Annotated in this window: 20 protein-coding genes; 4 read left to right on the forward strand and 16 right to left on the reverse strand. The window is 73.3% G+C overall.

Annotated features, from left to right (window positions below; translation table 11 throughout):
* The first annotated feature begins 12 nt into the window (after positions 1-12).
* On the forward strand, positions 13-1,077 hold the full coding sequence (locus ABD347_RS02085; RefSeq protein WP_344355658.1) for a M4 family metallopeptidase: 1,065 nt from the start codon (positions 13-15) through the stop codon (positions 1,075-1,077).
* A 9-nt stretch (positions 1,078-1,086) separates the two neighbouring features.
* Positions 1,087-1,353 carry a protealysin inhibitor emfourin gene (locus ABD347_RS02090; RefSeq protein WP_344355660.1) on the forward strand — a complete coding sequence of 89 codons (267 nt, stop codon included), beginning with the start codon at positions 1,087-1,089 and terminating at the stop codon, positions 1,351-1,353.
* Between the two features lie 192 nt (positions 1,354-1,545).
* Here ABD347_RS02090 and era read toward each other — a convergent pair whose 3' ends face one another.
* The 9 genes from era to ABD347_RS02135 form a co-directional block, all read right to left on the reverse strand.
* Positions 1,546-2,496, reverse strand: coding sequence for a GTPase Era (era, locus tag ABD347_RS02095; protein WP_344355661.1), 951 nt, complete (start codon positions 2,494-2,496; stop codon positions 1,546-1,548).
* Positions 2,497-2,538: 42 nt separating this feature from the next.
* Positions 2,539-2,922 (reverse strand): hypothetical protein, encoded by a 384-nt coding sequence (locus ABD347_RS02100; RefSeq protein ID WP_344355663.1) that lies wholly within the window; start codon positions 2,920-2,922, stop codon positions 2,539-2,541.
* A complete protein-coding gene (locus tag ABD347_RS02105) occupies positions 2,922-3,275 on the reverse strand; it encodes a cytidine deaminase (protein ID WP_344355665.1) in 354 nt (117 codons plus the stop codon). The genes ABD347_RS02100 and ABD347_RS02105 overlap by 1 nt, the downstream gene beginning before the upstream one ends.
* 37 nt (positions 3,276-3,312) lie before the next feature.
* Positions 3,313-4,020: a hypothetical protein gene (locus tag ABD347_RS02110; protein WP_344355666.1), complete on the reverse strand. Its 708-nt coding sequence runs from the start codon at positions 4,018-4,020 to the stop codon at positions 3,313-3,315.
* Positions 4,021-4,392: 372 nt separating this feature from the next.
* A complete protein-coding gene (locus ABD347_RS02115; protein WP_344355668.1) occupies positions 4,393-4,746 on the reverse strand; it encodes an MmcQ/YjbR family DNA-binding protein in 354 nt (117 codons plus the stop codon).
* A complete protein-coding gene (locus tag ABD347_RS02120; protein ID WP_344355670.1) occupies positions 4,743-6,014 on the reverse strand; it encodes a hemolysin family protein in 1,272 nt (423 codons plus the stop codon). The genes ABD347_RS02115 and ABD347_RS02120 overlap by 4 nt, the downstream gene beginning before the upstream one ends.
* The gene (gene ybeY / locus ABD347_RS02125) at positions 6,011-6,508 is read right to left on the reverse strand and encodes an rRNA maturation RNase YbeY (RefSeq protein WP_344355673.1); all 498 of its coding nucleotides are present in this window, start codon (positions 6,506-6,508) and stop codon (positions 6,011-6,013) included. Before ybeY ends, ABD347_RS02120 begins: the two co-directional genes overlap by 4 nt.
* A gap of 14 nt (positions 6,509-6,522) precedes the next feature.
* On the reverse strand, positions 6,523-7,536 hold the full coding sequence (locus ABD347_RS02130) for a PhoH family protein (RefSeq protein WP_344355676.1): 1,014 nt from the start codon (positions 7,534-7,536) through the stop codon (positions 6,523-6,525).
* Between the two features lie 119 nt (positions 7,537-7,655).
* Positions 7,656-8,774 carry a carbohydrate kinase family protein gene (locus ABD347_RS02135; RefSeq protein ID WP_344355679.1) on the reverse strand — a complete coding sequence of 373 codons (1,119 nt, stop codon included), beginning with the start codon at positions 8,772-8,774 and terminating at the stop codon, positions 7,656-7,658.
* A gap of 254 nt (positions 8,775-9,028) precedes the next feature.
* On the opposite strand from ABD347_RS02135, the gene ABD347_RS02140 reads away from it, so the two are divergent.
* Positions 9,029-10,357, forward strand: a complete 1,329-nt coding sequence (locus tag ABD347_RS02140) for an MFS transporter (RefSeq protein ID WP_344355682.1) — start codon at positions 9,029-9,031, stop codon at positions 10,355-10,357.
* A gap of 30 nt (positions 10,358-10,387) precedes the next feature.
* Here the strand turns inward: ABD347_RS02140 and ABD347_RS02145 are convergent, their stop codons facing one another.
* From ABD347_RS02145 to ABD347_RS02165, 5 genes are read right to left on the reverse strand one after another with little or no spacing between them, the layout of a single operon-like run.
* Positions 10,388-11,392, reverse strand: a complete 1,005-nt coding sequence (locus ABD347_RS02145; RefSeq protein ID WP_344355685.1) for an adenosine deaminase — start codon at positions 11,390-11,392, stop codon at positions 10,388-10,390.
* 12 nt (positions 11,393-11,404) lie between these two features.
* Complete coding sequence (locus tag ABD347_RS02150) at positions 11,405-12,310, reverse strand: ribonuclease Z (protein WP_344355687.1); 906 nt, start codon at positions 12,308-12,310, stop codon at positions 11,405-11,407.
* A gap of 11 nt (positions 12,311-12,321) precedes the next feature.
* A complete protein-coding gene (locus ABD347_RS02155; protein WP_344355689.1) occupies positions 12,322-12,681 on the reverse strand; it encodes a histidine triad nucleotide-binding protein in 360 nt (119 codons plus the stop codon).
* 40 nt (positions 12,682-12,721) lie between these two features.
* Complete coding sequence (locus ABD347_RS02160; protein WP_344355692.1) at positions 12,722-13,837, reverse strand: tetratricopeptide repeat protein; 1,116 nt, start codon at positions 13,835-13,837, stop codon at positions 12,722-12,724.
* On the reverse strand, positions 13,834-15,147 hold the full coding sequence (locus tag ABD347_RS02165) for an ATP-binding protein (RefSeq protein ID WP_344355695.1): 1,314 nt from the start codon (positions 15,145-15,147) through the stop codon (positions 13,834-13,836). The genes ABD347_RS02160 and ABD347_RS02165 overlap by 4 nt, the downstream gene beginning before the upstream one ends.
* 58 nt (positions 15,148-15,205) lie before the next feature.
* Between ABD347_RS02165 and ABD347_RS02170 the strand changes: the two genes are divergently transcribed.
* Positions 15,206-15,667, forward strand: a complete 462-nt coding sequence (locus ABD347_RS02170) for a hypothetical protein (RefSeq protein WP_344355698.1) — start codon at positions 15,206-15,208, stop codon at positions 15,665-15,667.
* Here the strand turns inward: ABD347_RS02170 and ABD347_RS02175 are convergent.
* Positions 15,577-16,308, reverse strand: a complete 732-nt coding sequence (locus ABD347_RS02175; protein ID WP_344355700.1) for a 16S rRNA (uracil(1498)-N(3))-methyltransferase — start codon at positions 16,306-16,308, stop codon at positions 15,577-15,579. The genes ABD347_RS02170 and ABD347_RS02175 overlap by 91 nt on opposite strands.
* Entirely contained in the window at positions 16,305-17,381 is a 1,077-nt protein-coding gene (locus tag ABD347_RS02180; protein ID WP_344355702.1) for a nitronate monooxygenase, read from the reverse strand. Before ABD347_RS02180 ends, ABD347_RS02175 begins: the two co-directional genes overlap by 4 nt.
* Between the last annotated feature and the right edge of the window lie 228 nt (positions 17,382-17,609).

A 17,609-nucleotide genomic window follows, 5' to 3' on the forward strand; every position in this document is an offset into this window, starting at 1 on the left:
ACATTGCGGAATATGACAGCCACCACTCACGCGTTCTGCGCGATCGTCCCGCCGCACCTCCTCGACCACCTGTCCCGCGCCTCCGACCCCGTGATCGCCGCGGCCGCCCGCCGCACCCTGGTCACCGACGCCGCGAACCGCACCGCCCGCCGACTGACCACGGTCGCCGGCGCCGCCTCCGGACCCCCGGACGGGGAGGCGGCCGAGGGCAGGCCGAAGCGGACCGTCTACGACGCCGGGCACAAGACCGCCCTGCCGGGCAAGAAGGTGCGCGCCGAGGGCGAGGACCCTTCGGGGGACGCGACCGTCAACCGCGCGTACGCCGGTCTCGGCGCCACGTTCGAGTTGTTCCGCGACGCGTACGGACGCGACTCGATCAACGGGTCGGGGCTCCCGCTGGACGCGACCGTCCACTACGACCGGGACTACAACAACGCCTTCTGGAACGGCGACCAGATGGTCTTCGGCGACGGAGACGGCAAGATCTTCCTGGACTTCACCGTCGCGGTGGACGTCATCGGCCACGAGCTGGCCCACGGGGTCACGCAGTACACCGCGAACCTGGCGTACTTCGGCCAGCCCGGGGCGCTCAACGAGTCGATGTCGGACGTCTTCGGCTCGTTGGTCAAGCAGAAGGCGCTCGGCCAGACCGCCGAGCAGGCCGACTGGCTGATCGGCGCCGGTCTGCTGGCGCCCGAGGTCCAGGGCGTGGCGCTGCGCTCGATGAAGGCCCCCGGAACGGCGTACGACGACGACGTCCTCGGCAAGGACCCGCAGCCGGCGAAGATGGAGGACTACGTGCACACGGGCGCCGACAACGGCGGCGTGCACATCAACTCCGGCATCCCGAACCACGCCTTCTACCTGTTCGCCAAGGAGCTGGGCGGCAACGCCTGGGAGCGGGCCGGGCGGGTCTGGTACGACGTGCTGACCGGTGGCCGGCTGGCGGTGGACGCGGAGTTCGCCGACTTCTCCCGGCTGACGGTGGCCGCGGCCCGTGAGCGGTTCGGCGCGGGCGGCGCGGAGGACGACGCGGTGGTGAAGGCCTGGTCGACGGTGGGGCTCCCGACGGAGTAGACAGGGCCCATGCGTATTCGGGTCATCCGTACGGGCGGGTTCGCGGGCATCGAGCGGCGGGCCGAGGTGGACACCTCGGGACTGCCCGACGCCCACGACTGGCACGCCCTGGCCGAGGCGGCACTGAAGGACGGGCGCGGGCAGCGGCCGGTGGGCGTGCCGGACGGGTTCGGCTACGAGATCACCGTGGACGGGCGTACGGTCCACTGCGCCGACCCCGGGCTGACCGAGGAGCAGCGGGAGCTGGTCTCCCGGGTGCTCAGGGAAGGGGCGTGAGCGTCGCCGCGCCCGCGTGCCGGAGGCATGAGCGTCGCCGCGCCCACGCACCGGACGGCCCGGCTCACGCGGCCGCCGGGAACGGTCCGCCGGCCCTCGGCCGCCTTCGCCCGCACCCCGGGCCGCCGCCCGTGTACGGCCCGTGCGCGGCGGGCGTACCGGCGACCGCGGCGCCCAGCGCGCCCAGCGCGCTCAGAAGCCCAGCTTGCGCAGCTGCTTGGGGTCGCGCTGCCAGTCCTTGGCGACCTTCACGTGCAGGTCCAGGAAGACCGGTGTACCGAGCAGCGCCTCGATGTGCTTGCGCGACTTGGTGCCGACCTCCTTCAGGCGCTGCCCCTTCGGGCCGATGATGATGCCCTTCTGGCTGGGGCGCTCGATGTAGACGTTGGCGTGGATGTCCAGCAGCGGCTTGTCCGCCGGGCGGTTCTCGCGCGGGATCATCTCCTCGACGACCACCGCGATCGAGTGCGGCAGCTCGTCCCGTACGCCTTCCAGCGCGGCCTCGCGGATCAGCTCCGCGACCATGACCTGCTCCGGCTCGTCGGTGAGGTCGCCCTCCGGGTAGAGCGGCGGGCTCTCGGGAAGCAGCGGGATCAGCAGGTCGGCCACGAGCTGGACCTGCTTGTCGCCGACCGCCGAGACCGGGACGATCTCCCGCCACTCCACGCCCAGTTCCCTGCCGAGCTGGTCGATGGCGATGAGCTGCTCGGCGAGGGTCTTGGAGTCCACCAGGTCGGTCTTGGTGACGATCGCGACCTTCGGGGTCTTCTTGATCTCCGCCAGTTCCTTGGCGATGAACCGGTCACCGGGGCCGAGCTTCTCGTTTGCGGGCAGGCAGAAACCGATCACGTCGACCTCGGCCCAGGTGGTGCGCACGACGTCGTTGAGCCGCTCGCCGAGCAGGGTGCGGGGCTTGTGCAGGCCAGGGGTGTCGACCAGGATCAGCTGCGCCTCCGGGCGGTGCACGATGCCGCGCACGGTGTGCCGGGTGGTCTGCGGCCGGTTGGAGGTGATCGCCACCTTCTGGCCGACCAGAGCGTTCGTGAGGGTGGACTTGCCCGCGTTGGGGCGGCCGACGAAGCAGGCGAAACCGGCCCGGTGGGCGGTTTCGGTTTCTGGGTTACGAGCGCTCATGTCGGCCATTCTCCCCGATGCGGGCACCGCCCACGTACCGCAGGGCCTCCCTCAGGCCCGCGAGGCCTGTCGCCGGGCGGCCAGACCGGCGGCCGCCGAGGCGGCGTAGAGAGCGACGACGACGCCGACGAGAAGGTCCAGCCACTCGACCGGCTCGCCCCGTACGAGCGCGACGGCGGCCGGGACTCCGACAGCGAGCCCGATCGCGACCATCAGCACCCCGGCCGCGCCCCGCACCACCCGCGCCGCGGCGGGCCGGGCCGCCCGCAGGAGGTCGGCGGCCCCCCACAGCACGAGCAGCAACGGGAACGCGTGGTACGGCTGCGGGCTGCCCCCGACGAACCAGTCGACGACGTTGATGACGAGACCGATGGCGCCGATCGCCAGAATGAGCCGGGCCTGGGTCGACGCCCGGGCCTCCCCCGTGCGCGCCATCAGCCGGCGCTGACCGTGACGCGCAGCTCGCCGTCTGGTCCGGCGACGAGCACGGGGGTGTCGGGGCCGCCCAGGTCGCGGACGGCGGCGCGGTCCGCCTCCGAGGCGGCGTCGGCGTCGGTGACGACCGCCGCGGCCTCCAGCGACTTCGCCCCGCTGGCCACGGCCATCGCCACCGCCGTCCGGAGCGCGCTGAGGTTCAGCGACTCCAGAGCGACGGTCCCGGCGACGTACGTACGCCCGGTCTCGTCCCGCACGGCCGCGCCCTCGGGCACGCCGTTACGGGCACGGGCGCTGCGCGCCAGCGTGATGATCTTGCGGTCCTCGGGACCGAGGTCGGTGGTCTGTGTCATGCCCCGAGCATAAGTCGGGGCCGACGGCGACCCCGGATCAGCCCTGGACGGCCTTGACGAACTTGTCGCCCGCGCGCTTGGCGAGGTCGTCGAAGCTCTTGTGGCCTTCGCCGCTCATCGGGACGTAGGCGAGCCGCATGACGCCGGACCCCTGCTGGGCGATCAGGACGTCGGACTCGATCTTCATCTTGAGCTCGGCGATCTCCATGGTCAGGCGCACGCCCTGGGAGGACTCACCGGCCTTGGCGACTGGCAGGGCGGCGGCCTTGACCGGGACCTTCTCGCCGTCCTGGACGATGGTGAAGGTGCCGCACGCGCCGACGGCGGTCGTGACGTCCTTGACGAAGTCGGCGGCGCCGGTGCCCGGGAGGGAGAAGATCTGCTGAGCGAGAAGGCTGGCGCCACCGCCGTGGGCGAACTCCTGGTTGCCGCCCATGGTCGCGCCGTCGATCTTGTCGGACATGATGCGGGCGAGCGGCTCGCACTCGGGCTTCTCCGCCTTGGCCTGGTCACCCGTGCTGGGGGCGCTCTCGGCCTTCCAGCCGGCGGGCAGGTCCTTGGCCTCCAGGATGCCCGCCTTCATCTGCGCGGCGGTGAGCGGTGTGGCGGCCGCCGGCTTGTCGGCGGCCTTGTCCTTGGCCGCGCTGTCGCCGCCCTTGTCGGACGAGCCACCGCACGCGGCGGTGAGGGTGAGGGCGGAAACGGTGAGCGCGACGGCGGCGCCGCGACGTATGCGAGTACGCATGAGGGTGTGTGCTCCCTAGAAGTGAATGTCTCTGGGGAGTCGATGGTTCCCCCCTCCCCGCCATGATCGGCCGCGCTGAGGATACACACAGGAAGATCACAGGGCGGGAACGGAACTGTCCTCAGGCCGCCCGGGGGCACGGCGTCCACGCTCCGTCCCGCCGGGCTCGGGAGCCACTCGCGCGGGGGCACGGCGTCCACGCGCCGATCAGCCGCCGCAGCCCGGCGCGCATGTCCCGTGGTCCTCGGCCGGGGCGGGGTGGGCCTGGCGCCCGCACCCCCGTGACACGGCCCTCCCGGACGGGGCCGCGTCACGGGGGTGCGGGGCCGGTCCGGGGGCGGGGGCGCCGGGGAGCCGTGGCGCGGGCGGGCGCTACGGGTGGTTCAGGCGGAGGCGGGCGGCCTTCGGCAGGCCCGCGACGACGAGGTCGTAGGAGTCCTCGATCAGTTCGCGGACCGTGCGGTCGGGGAGGCCGGAGACCGTGACCGTGTTCCAGTGGCGCTTGTTCATGTGCCGGCCCGGCACGATCGCCGGGTGCTCGGCACGCAGTCGGAGCGCGATCTCGGGGTCGCACTTGAGGTTTACGGTGAGCGGCCGGGCGTCCAGGGCGGACAGGGCGAACATCTTGCCCTCGACCTTGAAGACCGAGGTCTCCGGGCCGAACGGGAAGTCCTCCACCGCGCCGTCGAACGCGAGGCAGAACGTCCGCAGCCGGCCGGGGGTCATGCCACCGGCTCCGCGACCACCGTGACGATCTTGTTGCGACGGCCCGCCGGGGACTCGGCGGTCAGGCGCAGGGCCCGGCCGTCCGGCAGGTCGACCACCGCCGACGCGCCGGCGATCGGAACCCGGCCGAGGGCCTTGGCGAGCAGTCCGCCGACCGTCTCGACGTCCTCGTCGTCGTACTCGTCCAGGCCGAACAGGTCACCCAGGTCGCCGATGTCGAGCCGGGCGGTCACCCGGAAACGGCCGTCGCCCAGCTCCTCGACCGGAGGCAGTTCCCGGTCGTACTCGTCGGTGATCTCGCCGACGATCTCCTCCAGGATGTCCTCGATCGTGACGATGCCGGCCGTGCCGCCGTACTCGTCGATGACGACGGCGCAGTGGTTGCGCTCCTGCTGCATCTCCCGCAGCAGGTCGCCGGCGTTCTTCGTGTCGGGCACGAAGGCGGCCGCCCGCATCGCCGTGGAGACCAGGTCGGACTCGGAGTCCCGGTTGATGTGGGTCTTCCGGACGAGGTCCTTCAGGTAGACGATGCCCACGACGTCGTCCTCGTTCTCCCCGGTCACCGGGATGCGGGAGAAGCCGGAGCGCAGCGCCAGGGTCAGGGCCTGGCGGATGGTCTTGTACCGCTCGATGGAGACGAGGTCGGTGCGCGGGACCATGACCTCGCGTACGAGCGTGTCGCCGAGCTCGAAGACGGAGTGGACCATGCGCCGCTCGTCGTCCTCGATGAGGGACTCCTGCTCGGCGAGGTCGACCATGGCGCGCAGCTCGGCCTCGGAGGCGAAGGGGCCCTTGCGGAAGCCCTTGCCGGGGGTGAGCGCGTTGCCGATGAGGATCAGCAGTTGCGGCACCGGGCCCAGGACACGGGCCAGCGGCAGCAGGACGTACGCGGCGACGGTCGCCGTGTTCAGCGGGTGCTGACGGCCGATGGTGCGGGGCGACACCCCGACGGCGACGTACGACACGAGCACCATGACGCCTATCGCCACCAGCAGGGCCGACCACGTCTCGTCGAACTCGCTGAGGCAGACGTACGTGACCATGACGCCGGCCGCCATCTCGCAGGCCACCCGGACCAGCAGCGCCAGGTTCAGGTAGCGCGTGGGGTCGGAGGCGACCTGGACCAGTTTGGCAGCGCCCCGCCGCCCGGCCCGTACCGCCTCGGCGGCGCGGAAGCTGGTGACGCGGGCGAGGCCGGCCTCGGCGCACGCCGCGAGCCACGCGACCACGACCAGCGCGACCGCGCCGAGGATCAGCTGTGCGGTCATGAGACGGTCGGCGCCGGGGAGGGACCCGTCAGGCCCTTCTCCGCCCGCCAGCCATCGACGATCGCCGCCTGGAGCCCGAACATCTCGGCCTTCTCGTCGGGCTCCTCGTGGTCGTACCCGAGCAGGTGCAGCACCCCGTGGACGGTGAGGAGCTGGAGCTCCTCGTCCATGGAGTGCCGCGTCGGGGCGTCCTGGCCCTGCTGGGCGGCGACCTCCGGACAGAGCACGATGTCACCGAGGAGCCCCTGCGGGGGCTCCTCGTCGTCCTTGCTCGGCGGGCGCAGCTCGTCCATCGGGAAGGACATGACGTCCGTGGGGCCCGGCAGGTCCATCCACTGGATGTGCAGCTGCTCCATCGCTTCGGCGTCCACCACGATCACCGAGAGCTCGGAGAGAGGGTGGATGCGCATCCGCGTGAGCGCGTAGCGGGCGACGTCGAGGATCGCCTGCTCGTCGACCTCGGTACCGGACTCGTTGTTGACGTCGATCGACATGGTGCTCGTGCGCTCTACTTCCCGTTTTGGTTGTCGTACTTCTCGTACGCGTCGACGATACGGCCGACGAGCTTGTGCCGTACGACGTCCTGCGACGTGAGCATCGAGAAGTGGACGTCATCGACGCCCTCCAGGATCTCCCGGACCTGGCGCAGACCGCTCTTGGTGCCGCCCGGCAGGTCGACCTGGGTGACGTCACCGGTGATGACGATCTTGGAGTCGAACCCGAGCCGGGTGAGGAACATCTTCATCTGCTCGGGGTTCGTGTTCTGGGCCTCGTCGAGGATGATGAACGCGTCGTTGAGCGTCCGGCCGCGCATGTACGCCAGCGGCGCGACCTCGATCGTGCCCGCGGCCATCAGGCGCGGGATCGAGTCGGGGTCGAGCATGTCGTGCAGCGCGTCGTACAGCGGCCGCAGGTACGGGTCGATCTTCTCGTAGAGCGTGCCGGGCAGGAAGCCGAGCCGCTCGCCCGCCTCGACGGCCGGCCGGGTCAGGATGATCCTGGTGACCTGCTTGGACTGCAGGGCCTGGACCGCCTTGGCCATGGCCAGGTACGTCTTGCCGGTGCCGGCCGGGCCGATGCCGAACACGATCGTGTGCTTGTCGATCGCGTCGACGTACCGCTTCTGGTTGAGCGTCTTGGGGCGGATGGTGCGGCCGCGGCTGGAGAGGATGTTCTGGGTGAGCACCTCGGCGGGGCTCTCCTGCCCCGGCTCCGCCGTGCCGTTCTCGGTCGCCCTGAGCATGGCGATCGAGCGTTCCACCGCGTCCTCCGTCATCGGCTGCCCGGTGCGGAGCACCAGCATCATCTCGTCGAACAGGCGCTGGACCAGGGCGACTTCCCCCGCCGGTCCGACCGCGCTGACCTCGTTGCCCCGGACATGGATGTCGGCGGCCGGGAACGCCTCTTCGATCACGCGCAGCAGGGCGTCGCCGGAGCCGAGCACGGTGACCATGGGGTGCTTGGCAGGGACGGTGAAGTGGGCTCGTGCCTGCTGGGTCTGGGCTGTGGGTGTCTGCGTCATGGGCCGGCTCTCAGGCCTGCACATACCTCCCGCTGCAGGGTTCTCGCTGCTCGACAACCTCTGGACATCCAGCGTACGTCGTGGCGCTGACAACCCAGAAGGCTTTTCCCTCACCGGCCCTACGCCGAGCGGCCGAAGCCGATCGTGGGGACGGCCCGCCGCAGCGGCCACGGCCTGAGGGGGGCGGGCAGCAGCGACTCCAGGAACGCGTACCGGCGCAGGGCCTCACGGTCCTGGCCGGAGCAGCCCTGGACGTGGTTCCACCAGGCGGCGACCTCCGCCCACCCCGGCGCGGACAGCGACCCGCCGAACTCCTGCACCGACAGGGCGGCGGTGAGCCCGGCGAAGGCGAGCCGGTCGGCGAGCGGCCACCCGGCGAGCGTGCCGGTGACGAACCCGGCGACGAAGACGTCCCCGGCACCGGTCGGGTCGAGGGCGGCGACCTCGATGGCCGGGACCTCGGCGGTCTCACCGGTCGCGGCGTCGACGGCGTACGCGCCCTCGGCGCCGAGGGTGACCACGGCGAGCGGCACCTTGCCGGCGAGCGCGCGGGCGGCGGCGCGCGGGCAGGAGGTGCGGGTGTAGCGCATCGCCTCCTCGGCGTTGGGCAGGAACGCCTCGCAGTGGCCCAGGTCGGGCAGGGCGGACAGGTCCCAGCGCCCGGTGTCGTCCCAGCCGACGTCGGCGAAGATCCGGGTGGACCGGCGGGCCGCGTCGGCGACCCACTCCTCGGGGCGGCCGGGTGTCAGGGAGGCCACGGCGGCACGCGCGCGTGGCGGTGACGCGGGCAGGGAGCCGTGCAGCGGCGGGGCCTCGTGGCCGTGCGACACCATGGTGCGTTCGCCCTCGTAGGCCATGGAGACGGTCACGGGCGAGTGCCAGCCGGGCACGGTGCGCGACCGGGACAGGTCGATGCCCTCGCCGTGCTCCAGGGCGTCCCAGCAGTACTCGCCGTAGTGGTCGTCCCCGAAGGCGGCCGCCAGGGAGGTCCGCAGCCCGAGGCGAGCCAGGGCGGTGGCCATGTTGGCGACGCCGCCGGGGCTGGAGCCCATGCCGCGCGCCCAGGTCTCGGTGCCGCGCACGGGGGCGCTGTCCAGGCCGGTGAAGATGATGTCGAGGAAGACGGTGCCGGTGAGGAAGACGTCGCACTCCGGATCGGCGGGCGTGCGCAGCGCGCCCAAGGGGTCGACTCCGGCCGTGTGTTGCCGTTGCTGCTGCTCTCCTCGGGATGTGGTCACGGCGGGCTCCCCGGTCGCGGTACGGATCAGGACAGTGTGCCCGATTCTCGTCGCACACGAAGGCCGTCACCCAGGGCGGAACGGCTGCGACTACCCGCCTCCAAGCCTCGCAAACGTTATGTGTCTCAGATCACAGCGACCTGCCTTCTCGTTCGACCGGCCCGCTTGATACAAATTGCCCCGCGTTCCCGTGCACGTTCCCGTACGACACCGGGCGCTCCCCCTCCTCCCTCTCTCCCTGTTCGGGAACGCCCATGCCCTCGCGCCCGCGCGCCCTGTGGCCGCTCGTCGCCCTGTTCACGGCCGGTTACCTCGCCGCGTACCTGCTGCCGACCGTCGTCGGCCGTCTCTCCGCCGGACTCGGACTGACCCCGGCCCAGGCCGGTCTGGTCGGCTCCGGCCTGCTCCTGGGTTCCGCCGCCGCCGGCTTCACGCTCGCGTCGCGCGTGGACCGCCACGGCCCGCGCCGGCTGGCCCGCGCGGGACTGCTGCTGGCCGTCACGGGCTACGGCTGCGCCGCCCTCGCCTCCGCCGTACCGCTCGTCGTGGCGGGCGCGATGGCCGGCGGCTACGGCTCCGGTACGGCGACGGCGGTCGCCGCGGCCGGGATCGCGGGGCGGCGCGATCCGCACCGCGCCTCCACGCTGGGCCTGCTGTCGGTGTCCGCCACGGCCGGCGCCCTGTACCTGACGCTTCCACACCTCGGCGGCGGGCACGCGCTGCCGTTCGCGTCGCTCGCGCTGGTCGCCGCCGCCGTGTGGCCGACGACGGGACGGCTGGAGAGCGGCCACGACACGGACGCGGCCCGGGAGGCGGGGACGCCGCTGCCCCGGCCGCGGGCCGGCCTGGTGCTGGCGGGCGCGATGGTGTGCTGGTCGATGGCGCAGAACGCCCTGTGGGGCGTCAGCGGCCGGATCGGGGTCACCCAGGCCGGGCTGAGCGAGGTGACGGTCGGCGCGGTGTTCGCGGCGGCGCTCGGCGCCGGGCTGCTGGGTGTCACGGCGGCCGGCGCGCTGGGTGCCCGGCTCGGGCGGGCGGTGCCGATCGGTCTCGGCACGGTGGCGATCGCCGGCTGCGTCGGCCTGAGCTCCTCGGCCGAGGGCCTGGCCTCCTTCGCGGCCGGCGAGATCCTGTGGAACGCCTGCTATCCGGTGGTCCTGTCCTACCTGATCGGCCTGGCCGCCTCCCTGGACCCGCGCGGCCGCTGGGCGGTCCTCGCCGGTTCGGCGTCCTCGCTCGGCGTGGCCTGCGGCCCCGTCGTCGGCAGCGTGCTGTCGGAGCGGGCGGGCTACCCCGGCATGGGCATGCTGCTGGGCGGCGCCCTGCTGCTGCTCGCCGTTCCGCTGACCGCCGTGGCCCTGCACACCTCGGGCCGCCCGCTGGTGCCGGGCGCGGTCCGCCGCCGCGGCGGAGCCCCCGCGGCGGTCGTCGCCGGCACCGCGGGCGCGGCGGCCGGTCTCGCCGCCCCGCAGATCGGCGCGCCGGAGCAGCCGGTCACCGAGTTCCCGGTCCGCTCCGTGGTGCCCCTCCTGGTGCGCCGGCGCGCCTACCGCACGGCGGGCCCGTCCGGTCCGCAGGGCTGACGGCCGGCGCGCCGCCCGGACGCGGAGGCCCTAGTCGAACTCGTACGCCTCGACCTCGGCGAGGTACCGCGCCCGGCGGTCCTCGTCGTGGTCCAGGAACGACGCCAGGAACGAGTTGCGGGCCAGCTCCCGCAGCTGCTCCTGCCCGATGCCCAGCGCCTCGTGCACGGCGTGGAAGGTGTCGCCGACGTACCCGCCGAAGTACGCCGGGTCGTCGGAGTTCACCGTCACCAGCAGCCCCGCCGCCATCATCGACGGCAGCGGGTGGTCCTCCAGGACGTCGACGGCGCGCAGCCGGACGTTCGACAGCGGGCACAGGGTGAGCGGCACCCGCTCCCGTACCAGCCGCTCCACCAGCTCCCGGTCCTCCAAGGCACGCAGCCCGTGGTCGATCCGCTCGACGCCCAGGACGTCCAGCGCCTCGCGGACGTACGCGGGCGGGCCCTCCTCGCCCGCGTGCGCGACCTTCCGCAGGCCGAGCGCGTCGGCCGCCGCGTACACCTCGGCGAACTTCGAGGGCGGGTGGCCCACCTCCGCCGAGTCCAGGCCGACGCCCACGATGTGCTCCAGGTACGGCTCCGCCGCCCGGAGCGTCTCCATCGCCGACTCGGCCGGCCGGTCGCGCAGGAAGCACATGATCAGCTGCGTGGAGACGCCGTGCCGCTCCTCGGCGCGGTCCAGCGCCCGCGCCAGCCCCTCGATCACCGTGCCGATGGGGACACCGCGCTCGGTGTGCGCCTGCGGGTCGAAGAAGATCTCGGCGTGCCGTACGCCCTGCCGGGCGGCCCGCTCCAGGTAGGCGTCGGCGAGCTCCGTGAAGTCGTCGGCGGTGTGCAGGACGGCCATCAGCCCGTAGTACAGGTCCAGGAAGGACTGCAGGTCGCTGAAGAGGTACGCCTCGCGCAGCGCCTCGGTGTCGGCGTACGGCAGCTCGACGCCGTTGCGCGCGGCGAGCGCGAAGGCGAGCTCGGGTTCGAGGGTGCCCTCGATGTGGAGGTGCAGCTCGGCTTTGGGGAGTGCTTCGGGGAGGTGCATGGCGCGTATGCCTTACTGGCGTTTGGGGAGGGGGACGCGGACGAGGTCGTGGGCGACGGTCAGCTCGCCGTCGAAACCCGCCGCCCGCGCCTGCTGTTCGAAGAGGCCGGGGTCGCTGTAGCGCTGCGAGAAGTGGGTGAGGACGAGGTGGCGTACGCCCGCCCGGCGGGCCACCGCGGCCGCCTGCCCGGCCGTCAGGTGGCCGTGGTCCTCGGCGAGCACGGCGTCCTCGTCGAGGAACGTCGACTCGATGACCAGCATGTCGCAGCCCTCGGCGAGCACATGGACACCGTCGCACAGCCGGGTGTCCATGACGAAGGCGAACCGCTGGCCGCGCCGTACCTCGCTGACGTCCTCCAGCCGCACCGCGCCCAGCGCGCCCTCGCGCTGGAGCCGGCCCACCTCCGGACCCTTGATGCCGTGTGCGGCGAGCCTCTCGGGCAGCATCCGGACCCCGTCGGGCTCGGTCAGCCGGTAGCCGAACGACTCGACCGGGTGCGAGAGGCGGCGCGCCTCCAGGGTGTACGCGGGGGTCGAGGCGAGCACGCCGTCGTCGGCGACCGGCGCCTCGACGAGTTTCACCGTCTCGCGGTAGGCGGTCGCGTACCGCAGCCGGTCGAAGAAGCGCTGTCCGCTCGCCGGGTAGTGCGCGGTGACCGGGTGCGGCACCTGGTCGAGGTTGATGCGCTGGATCACCCCGGCGAGGCCCAGGGAGTGGTCGCCGTGGAAGTGGGTGACGCAGATGCGGTCGATGTCGTGCGCGGCGACCCCGGCGCGCAGCATCTGGCGCTGGGTGCCCTCGCCCGGGTCGAAGAGGATGCCCTCGCCGTCCCAGCGCAGCAGGTAGCCGTTGTGGTTGCGGTGTCGGGTGGGCACCTGGCTCGCGGTGCCCAGCACGACGAATTCCCGTACGGACATGGCCGGCCTGACTATCCGGGAGGCCAGTTCAGGCCGCGGCCGCCGAGCACGTGGGCGTGCGCGTGCCAGACGGTCTGCCCGGCTCCGGCGCCGGTGTTGAAGACGATGCGGTAGCCGCTGCCGTCGGCCTTCTCGTCCGCGGCGACCCGACCGGCCTCGCGCAGCACGTCCGCGGCGATCTCCGGCGCCCCTTCGGCCAGGGAGGCGGCGTCGGGGTAGTGCGCCTTGGGGATGACCAGGACGTGCGTGGGTGCCTGCGGGTTGATGTCGCGGAAGGCGACGGTCGTCTCCGACTCGCGCACGATGGTGGCCGGGACCTCCCCCGCCACGATCTTGCAGAACAGGCAGTCGCTCTGCGCCTCTCCGGCCATGTCCTGGTCCTTTCTGTCACCGTCTGCTTACGGGGGCACTCTATCGGCGGCCGGGTGCGCGCCTCTTGAGGGCGGACCTGCTGACCCAGTACGTGATGACCACGGCCCAGAACAGCGGTCCGCCGAGCCCGGCGACGACCCCCGCGCCTGCCGTGGGCAGCGCCAGGGTCACCGCCGAGTGCAGACCCAGCAGCCCCACGGCGCCGGCCATCCACAGCACCGGGGGACATTTCCGGGAGATCAGCAGCAGGGGGCGCCGCAGCCGCGGCGGCACGCGCCGCCGCATCCACAGGAACCACCCCGCCCACAGCGCCAGGAAGACGGCGACGCCGATGAGCTGGGCCACCACCGCGCCCGTCCCCGGGCGCCCGGTGCGCAGCTGGACCGAACCGATGCTGGCGGCCAGGAACCCGGCGAGCGCCACCCAGCGCGCGCCCGCGGCGGTGCCCCAGGCCATGGTCTCCAGGTTGAAGCGGGCTTCGCGGTCGTCCAGGTCGAGCGCGGCCGAGTCGACGAACCCCTCGGCCGCCCTGGTCCACGCGCCGCGCCGGTACCAGCGGCGGCGCAGGTGCAGCAGGGACAGGTTGTTGTGCGCCTCGCTGCTCTCCGGGTTGAGGCGCAGGGCGTTCTCGTACGCCCTTTCGGCGGTGGCGTAGTCGTTGAGCTGGTAGGCGACCAGGCCGAGCAGGAAGTGGGTGGCGTCCTCCTCGGGGCCCAGTTCCACCGAGCGGAGGGCCAGCGCGTACGCCTCGCGGCGCCGCGCCGGGTTCTCCGAGCGGACCAGGATCGTGCCGAGCACGTGGTAACCGCTCCAGTGGTGCGGTACGAGGGCGAGGCCGCGCCGGGCGGAGTCCTCCGCGGCGGCCCACTGGGGTCCGCCGGCCGGCCCGTGGGCCAGCAGGTCGGCGCGGAGGAACCACGCCGACGGCAGCTCGGGGTCGGCGCGCAACGCCTCGTCGGCCAGGCGGAGCGCCTCCGCGCGGTCGCCGAGGTGGCGGCGGCAGCGGGCGAGGAGGGCGAGCGCCCGGGCGTCGTCCGGGTGCTGGGCCAGGTGCTGGGCGGTGAGGGCCGCGGCCTGGTCGTAGCGCTCCAGGTCGTGGAGCGCTTCGGCCCGGTCGAGCGTCATCGGCTGCGGCTGGGGCTGCGGGGTGGTCACAGTTTGCGCTTCCTCTTCAGGTACGCGAGGAGGTCGTCGTACATGCCGCCGTCGTTGGCGAACGTCGCCACGTTGCGGGCGGCGGAGAACCACGGGTCGGTGGACGGCCGTATCTGCTTGACCGCGCCCAGCAGGTCCTTCGTGTTGATCATCCGTACGGTGCCGGTGCGGGCCGAGTCGAGCAGCGCGGTCTCGGCGGCGCTCTCGCAGACGTGGGCGAGGTCGGCGCCGGAGAAGTCCTCGGTGGCCTTGACGAGCTTGCCCATGTCGACGGCTTCGATGGGCCGGTCGCGGAGGTGGTAACGGAGGATCGCGTCCCGCGCGGTGGCGTCCGGCGGCAGGACGAGCAGCGTACGGTCGAGGCGCCCGGGGCGGCGCAGCGCGATGTCCACGTCCCAGGGGACGTTGGTGGCGGCGAGGACGAACACGCCGTCGTTGCTGTCGGCGGCGATGCCGTCCAGTTCGGTCAGCAGCTGGTTGACGACGTTGCGCAGCCCGCTGTGGTGGCTGCGGCTGCGCTTGGCGCCCAGCGCGTCCAGCTCGTCGAGGAAGACGACGCACGGGGCCTGGGCGCGGGCGGTCTCGAAGATGTCGTGGACGTTCTTCTCGGAGGCGCCGATGTACATGTCGAGGATGTCGCTCAGCGAGATCGACAGGAAGCTCGCGCCGAGCTCACCGGCGACCGCGCGGGCGATGAACGTCTTGCCGCAGCCGGGCGGCCCGTACAGCAGGAGACCGCCGCGGAGGCTCTTGCCGTACAGCTTGCGCAGCTCGGGGTTGCGCATGGGCGCCAGGAACGCGGCCTCCAGGCGGTCCTTGACCTCCTGCATGCCGCCGACGTCCGCGAGCCGTACGGCACCGGGCGCGTCGACGTCCCAGGCGCCGGCGTCCCCGGGGTCGTCGCCGAGGCCGTCGACGGTGAGGGGCGCCTCGGTGCCGTCGGCGAACCGGGGCGGGACGATGTCGCCGACCTCCTGCTCGGCGGCCGCCCAGTCGAAGCCGGCGCCGTCCTGCGGGGGCTGGGGCGCGGCCAGGGCGTGGGGCGGCTGGGAGGTCTGGGGCGCGGGGTGGGGTGTGGCCCCGGGTGCGGCCTGGGGTGCGGGCGGCATGCCCATGGCGCGGCCCATCAGCGCGCGGGCGTCCGCGTCGCCGGGCGCGTGCTGGAGGGCGACGGCCGCCTCGGTCACGGCTTCGTCGACGCGCCCCGCCTGGAGGAGGAGTTCGGCGAGGTGCAGCCGCAGGGGGACGTCACCGGGTGCGGCGGCGACGGCGGCGCGCAGACTGCGAATGAGAGGAGACTCGTCGGACATGCGGCAACCTTACGGATCCGGTACGACAACCGGTCCGCTGGGCCCCTACTGTGGGGCGATGAGACGAGACCGGGTGCCGCGCCGGCTGGTCGTGGACGGCACGACGTGGCTGTGGTCGGTCCGGCACCGGCACCGGAACCGGCACGACGACTGCCGCGAGTCGCTGACCCTGCGCCGCGCCGACGCCCCCCACGCCCAACTGCGGCTGGTCTTCCGGGCCGTGCCCGGCCGGCTGATCCGTGACGCCTACTGGCCGTCAGGAGCGCTGGGCGACACCCACGGCAACAACCTGAACCTGCACGAGCCGGGCGTGGTGCGCCGTTTCCTCGACGAGGCCTCGGCGCGCGGGCTGCTGCCCACCGCGCACGGCGTCCACGAGGTGGACGGCTGGCCGCTGTTCGACGCGCTGGCCGTCCGGGCGTCCCCGGGTCAGGACCAGCGGCCGGTGCGCCCCAGCAGCAGGGCGGTGGCGGCCGTCCCGGCGGTGGAGGTGCGCAGGACGCTGCGGCCCAGCCGGTAGGGCTTCGCGCCCGCCTCGGCGAAGGCCGCCAACTCGTCGGGCGACACGCCCCCTTCGGGGCCGACGACGAGCACGATCCGTCCGGCGGCGGGCAGTTCGGCGGTGGCCAGCGGCTCGGCGCCCTCCTCGTGGAGGACGGCGGCGAAGTCGGCCCCGGCGAGCAGTTGGGCGACCTGCTTGGTCGACGCCGCGTCCGCGACGTCCGGGAAGCGGAGCCGGCGCGACTGCTTGCCCGCCTCCCGCGCGGTGGCCCGCCACTTGCCGAGCGCCTTCATGCCGCGGTCGCCCTTCCACTGCGTGACGCAGCGGGACGCCGTCCACGGCACGATCGCGTCGACGCCCGTCTCGGTCATGGTCTCCACCGCCAGCTCGCCCCGGTCGCCCTTGGGGAGGGCTTGGACGACGGTGATACGAGGGGCGGGCTCGGGTTCCGTACGGACCTCGGCCACCGCCACCCGGAGGCGGTCCTTGCCCTCGACGGCCTCGACCGTGCCGTACGCGCCGGAGCCCGCGCCGTCCGTCAGGACGATCTCCTCACCGACGCGCAGCCGCCGTACCGACACCGCGTGCCGCCCCTCGGGCCCTTCGAGCGTGACGGTCCCGCCGGTGACGTGGCCGACCAGGAAGACGGGGGCGGTCACGAGGCCACGCCCCGCAGCGCGAGGGACGACACCGCGGCGTCCAGTTCGGCGCCCAGGACCTCCACCAGCCGTCCGGCGGGCAGCTCGCGCGCCATCCGGTGGCCCTGCCCGGCCCACAGCGCCATGCCCTGCGGGTCGCCCGCCGCGGCGGCGGCCTTACGCAGCCCGCTCGTCAGGTGGTGCACCTCGGGGTACGCGGCCGGGGCATAGGGGCCGTGTTCGTGCATGAACCGGTTGACCAGGCCCCGGGCCGGGCGTCCCGAGAACGCCCGCGTCAGCTCGGTGCGGACGAACAGGGGGTTGGTCATGGCCTGCTTGTGCAGAGGTTGCGCGCCCGACTCGGGGCACACCAGGAACGCGGTGCCGAGCTGCGCGGCCTCGGCGCCCGCCGCGAGGGCCGCGGCGATCTGGCTGCCGCGCATCAGGCCGCCGGCGGCGACGATCGGCAGCGGCACGGCCTCCTTGACCAGCGCGATCAGCGACAGCAGGCCCGTGCCCGACCCGCCGGTCTCCGGGTCGTCGCGGTGCGTGCCCTGGTGGCCGCCCGCCTCGACGCCCTGGACGCACACGGCGTCGGCGCCCGCCTGCTGCGCGGCCTCGGCCTCCTCGGGCGAGGTGACCGTCACGACGGTGAGCGTCCCGGCGCGTGCGAACGCGGCGACCGTGTCGCGGGTGGGGCACCCGAAGGTGAACGAGACCATCGGGACCGGATCGTCCAGCAGGATGGCCAGCTTGGCCTCGTAACCGTCGTCGCGCCCCGCGTCGGGGTCGCCGAGCGGCGTGTCGTACCAGGTGGCCTCACCGGCGAGCTGGTGCCGGTACACGTCGACGGCCGCGGGGTCGGCGTGCCCGGGCTGCGGCATGAACAGGTTGACGCCGAAGGGCCGCGAGGTCAGCCCGCGCAGCCGCTTGATCTCCTGGTACATGCCGTCGGCGGTCTTGTACCCGGCGGCCAGGAAACCCAGGCCGCCGGCCTCGGACACGGCCGCGGCGAGCTGCGGACAGGAGGCGCCACCCGCCATGGGGGCCTGCACGATCGGGTACCGGCAGAGATCGGTCAGTGCGGAGGACATGCAGGCATGGTGTCACGCCCCCACGGCGCCGCCACACGGGCCTGCCCATGCGCGCCCGCGTACCCCCGCCGGGCCGTCACCGTCCCGGCGGGGCGTGCCTTCGACGGTCGCCCGTGCGCGTACGCGTGCCTTCGGGGCCGAGCCGAGGCCCGGGCACCGACGCGAGCGCGAAGCCGCTGGGGTGCCGGTCCGGCGGCCGTGCACGCCCGCGCGGCGCGAAGCTGCCGC

Origin of the sequence: Streptomyces gobitricini (genome assembly GCF_039532985.1) — a bacterium.
In the GTDB taxonomy this organism is placed as follows: domain Bacteria; phylum Actinomycetota; class Actinomycetes; order Streptomycetales; family Streptomycetaceae; genus Streptomyces; species Streptomyces gobitricini.

What these genes read in the sequence shown, in the direction of transcription:
- ABD347_RS02085 (WP_344355658.1), top strand. Translation starts at nt 13, where the DNA reads ATGACAGCCACCACTCACGCGTTCTGCGCGATCGTCCCGCCGCACCTC.
- ABD347_RS02090 (WP_344355660.1), top strand. Translation starts at nt 1,087, where the DNA reads ATGCGTATTCGGGTCATCCGTACGGGCGGGTTCGCGGGCATCGAGCGG.
- era (WP_344355661.1), bottom strand. Translation starts at nt 2,496, where the DNA reads ATGGCCGACATGAGCGCTCGTAACCCAGAAACCGAAACCGCCCACCGG.
- ABD347_RS02100 (WP_344355663.1), bottom strand. Translation starts at nt 2,922, where the DNA reads ATGGCGCGCACGGGGGAGGCCCGGGCGTCGACCCAGGCCCGGCTCATT.
- ABD347_RS02105 (WP_344355665.1), bottom strand. Translation starts at nt 3,275, where the DNA reads ATGACACAGACCACCGACCTCGGTCCCGAGGACCGCAAGATCATCACG.
- ABD347_RS02110 (WP_344355666.1), bottom strand. Translation starts at nt 4,020, where the DNA reads ATGCGTACTCGCATACGTCGCGGCGCCGCCGTCGCGCTCACCGTTTCC.
- ABD347_RS02115 (WP_344355668.1), bottom strand. Translation starts at nt 4,746, where the DNA reads ATGACCCCCGGCCGGCTGCGGACGTTCTGCCTCGCGTTCGACGGCGCG.
- ABD347_RS02120 (WP_344355670.1), bottom strand. Translation starts at nt 6,014, where the DNA reads ATGACCGCACAGCTGATCCTCGGCGCGGTCGCGCTGGTCGTGGTCGCG.
- ybeY (WP_344355673.1), bottom strand. Translation starts at nt 6,508, where the DNA reads ATGTCGATCGACGTCAACAACGAGTCCGGTACCGAGGTCGACGAGCAG.
- ABD347_RS02130 (WP_344355676.1), bottom strand. Translation starts at nt 7,536, where the DNA reads ATGACGCAGACACCCACAGCCCAGACCCAGCAGGCACGAGCCCACTTC.
- ABD347_RS02140 (WP_344355682.1), top strand. Translation starts at nt 9,029, where the DNA reads ATGCCCTCGCGCCCGCGCGCCCTGTGGCCGCTCGTCGCCCTGTTCACG.
- ABD347_RS02145 (WP_344355685.1), bottom strand. Translation starts at nt 11,392, where the DNA reads ATGCACCTCCCCGAAGCACTCCCCAAAGCCGAGCTGCACCTCCACATC.
- ABD347_RS02150 (WP_344355687.1), bottom strand. Translation starts at nt 12,310, where the DNA reads ATGTCCGTACGGGAATTCGTCGTGCTGGGCACCGCGAGCCAGGTGCCC.
- ABD347_RS02155 (WP_344355689.1), bottom strand. Translation starts at nt 12,681, where the DNA reads ATGGCCGGAGAGGCGCAGAGCGACTGCCTGTTCTGCAAGATCGTGGCG.
- ABD347_RS02165 (WP_344355695.1), bottom strand. Translation starts at nt 15,147, where the DNA reads ATGTCCGACGAGTCTCCTCTCATTCGCAGTCTGCGCGCCGCCGTCGCC.
- ABD347_RS02170 (WP_344355698.1), top strand. Translation starts at nt 15,206, where the DNA reads ATGAGACGAGACCGGGTGCCGCGCCGGCTGGTCGTGGACGGCACGACG.
- ABD347_RS02180 (WP_344355702.1), bottom strand. Translation starts at nt 17,381, where the DNA reads ATGTCCTCCGCACTGACCGATCTCTGCCGGTACCCGATCGTGCAGGCC.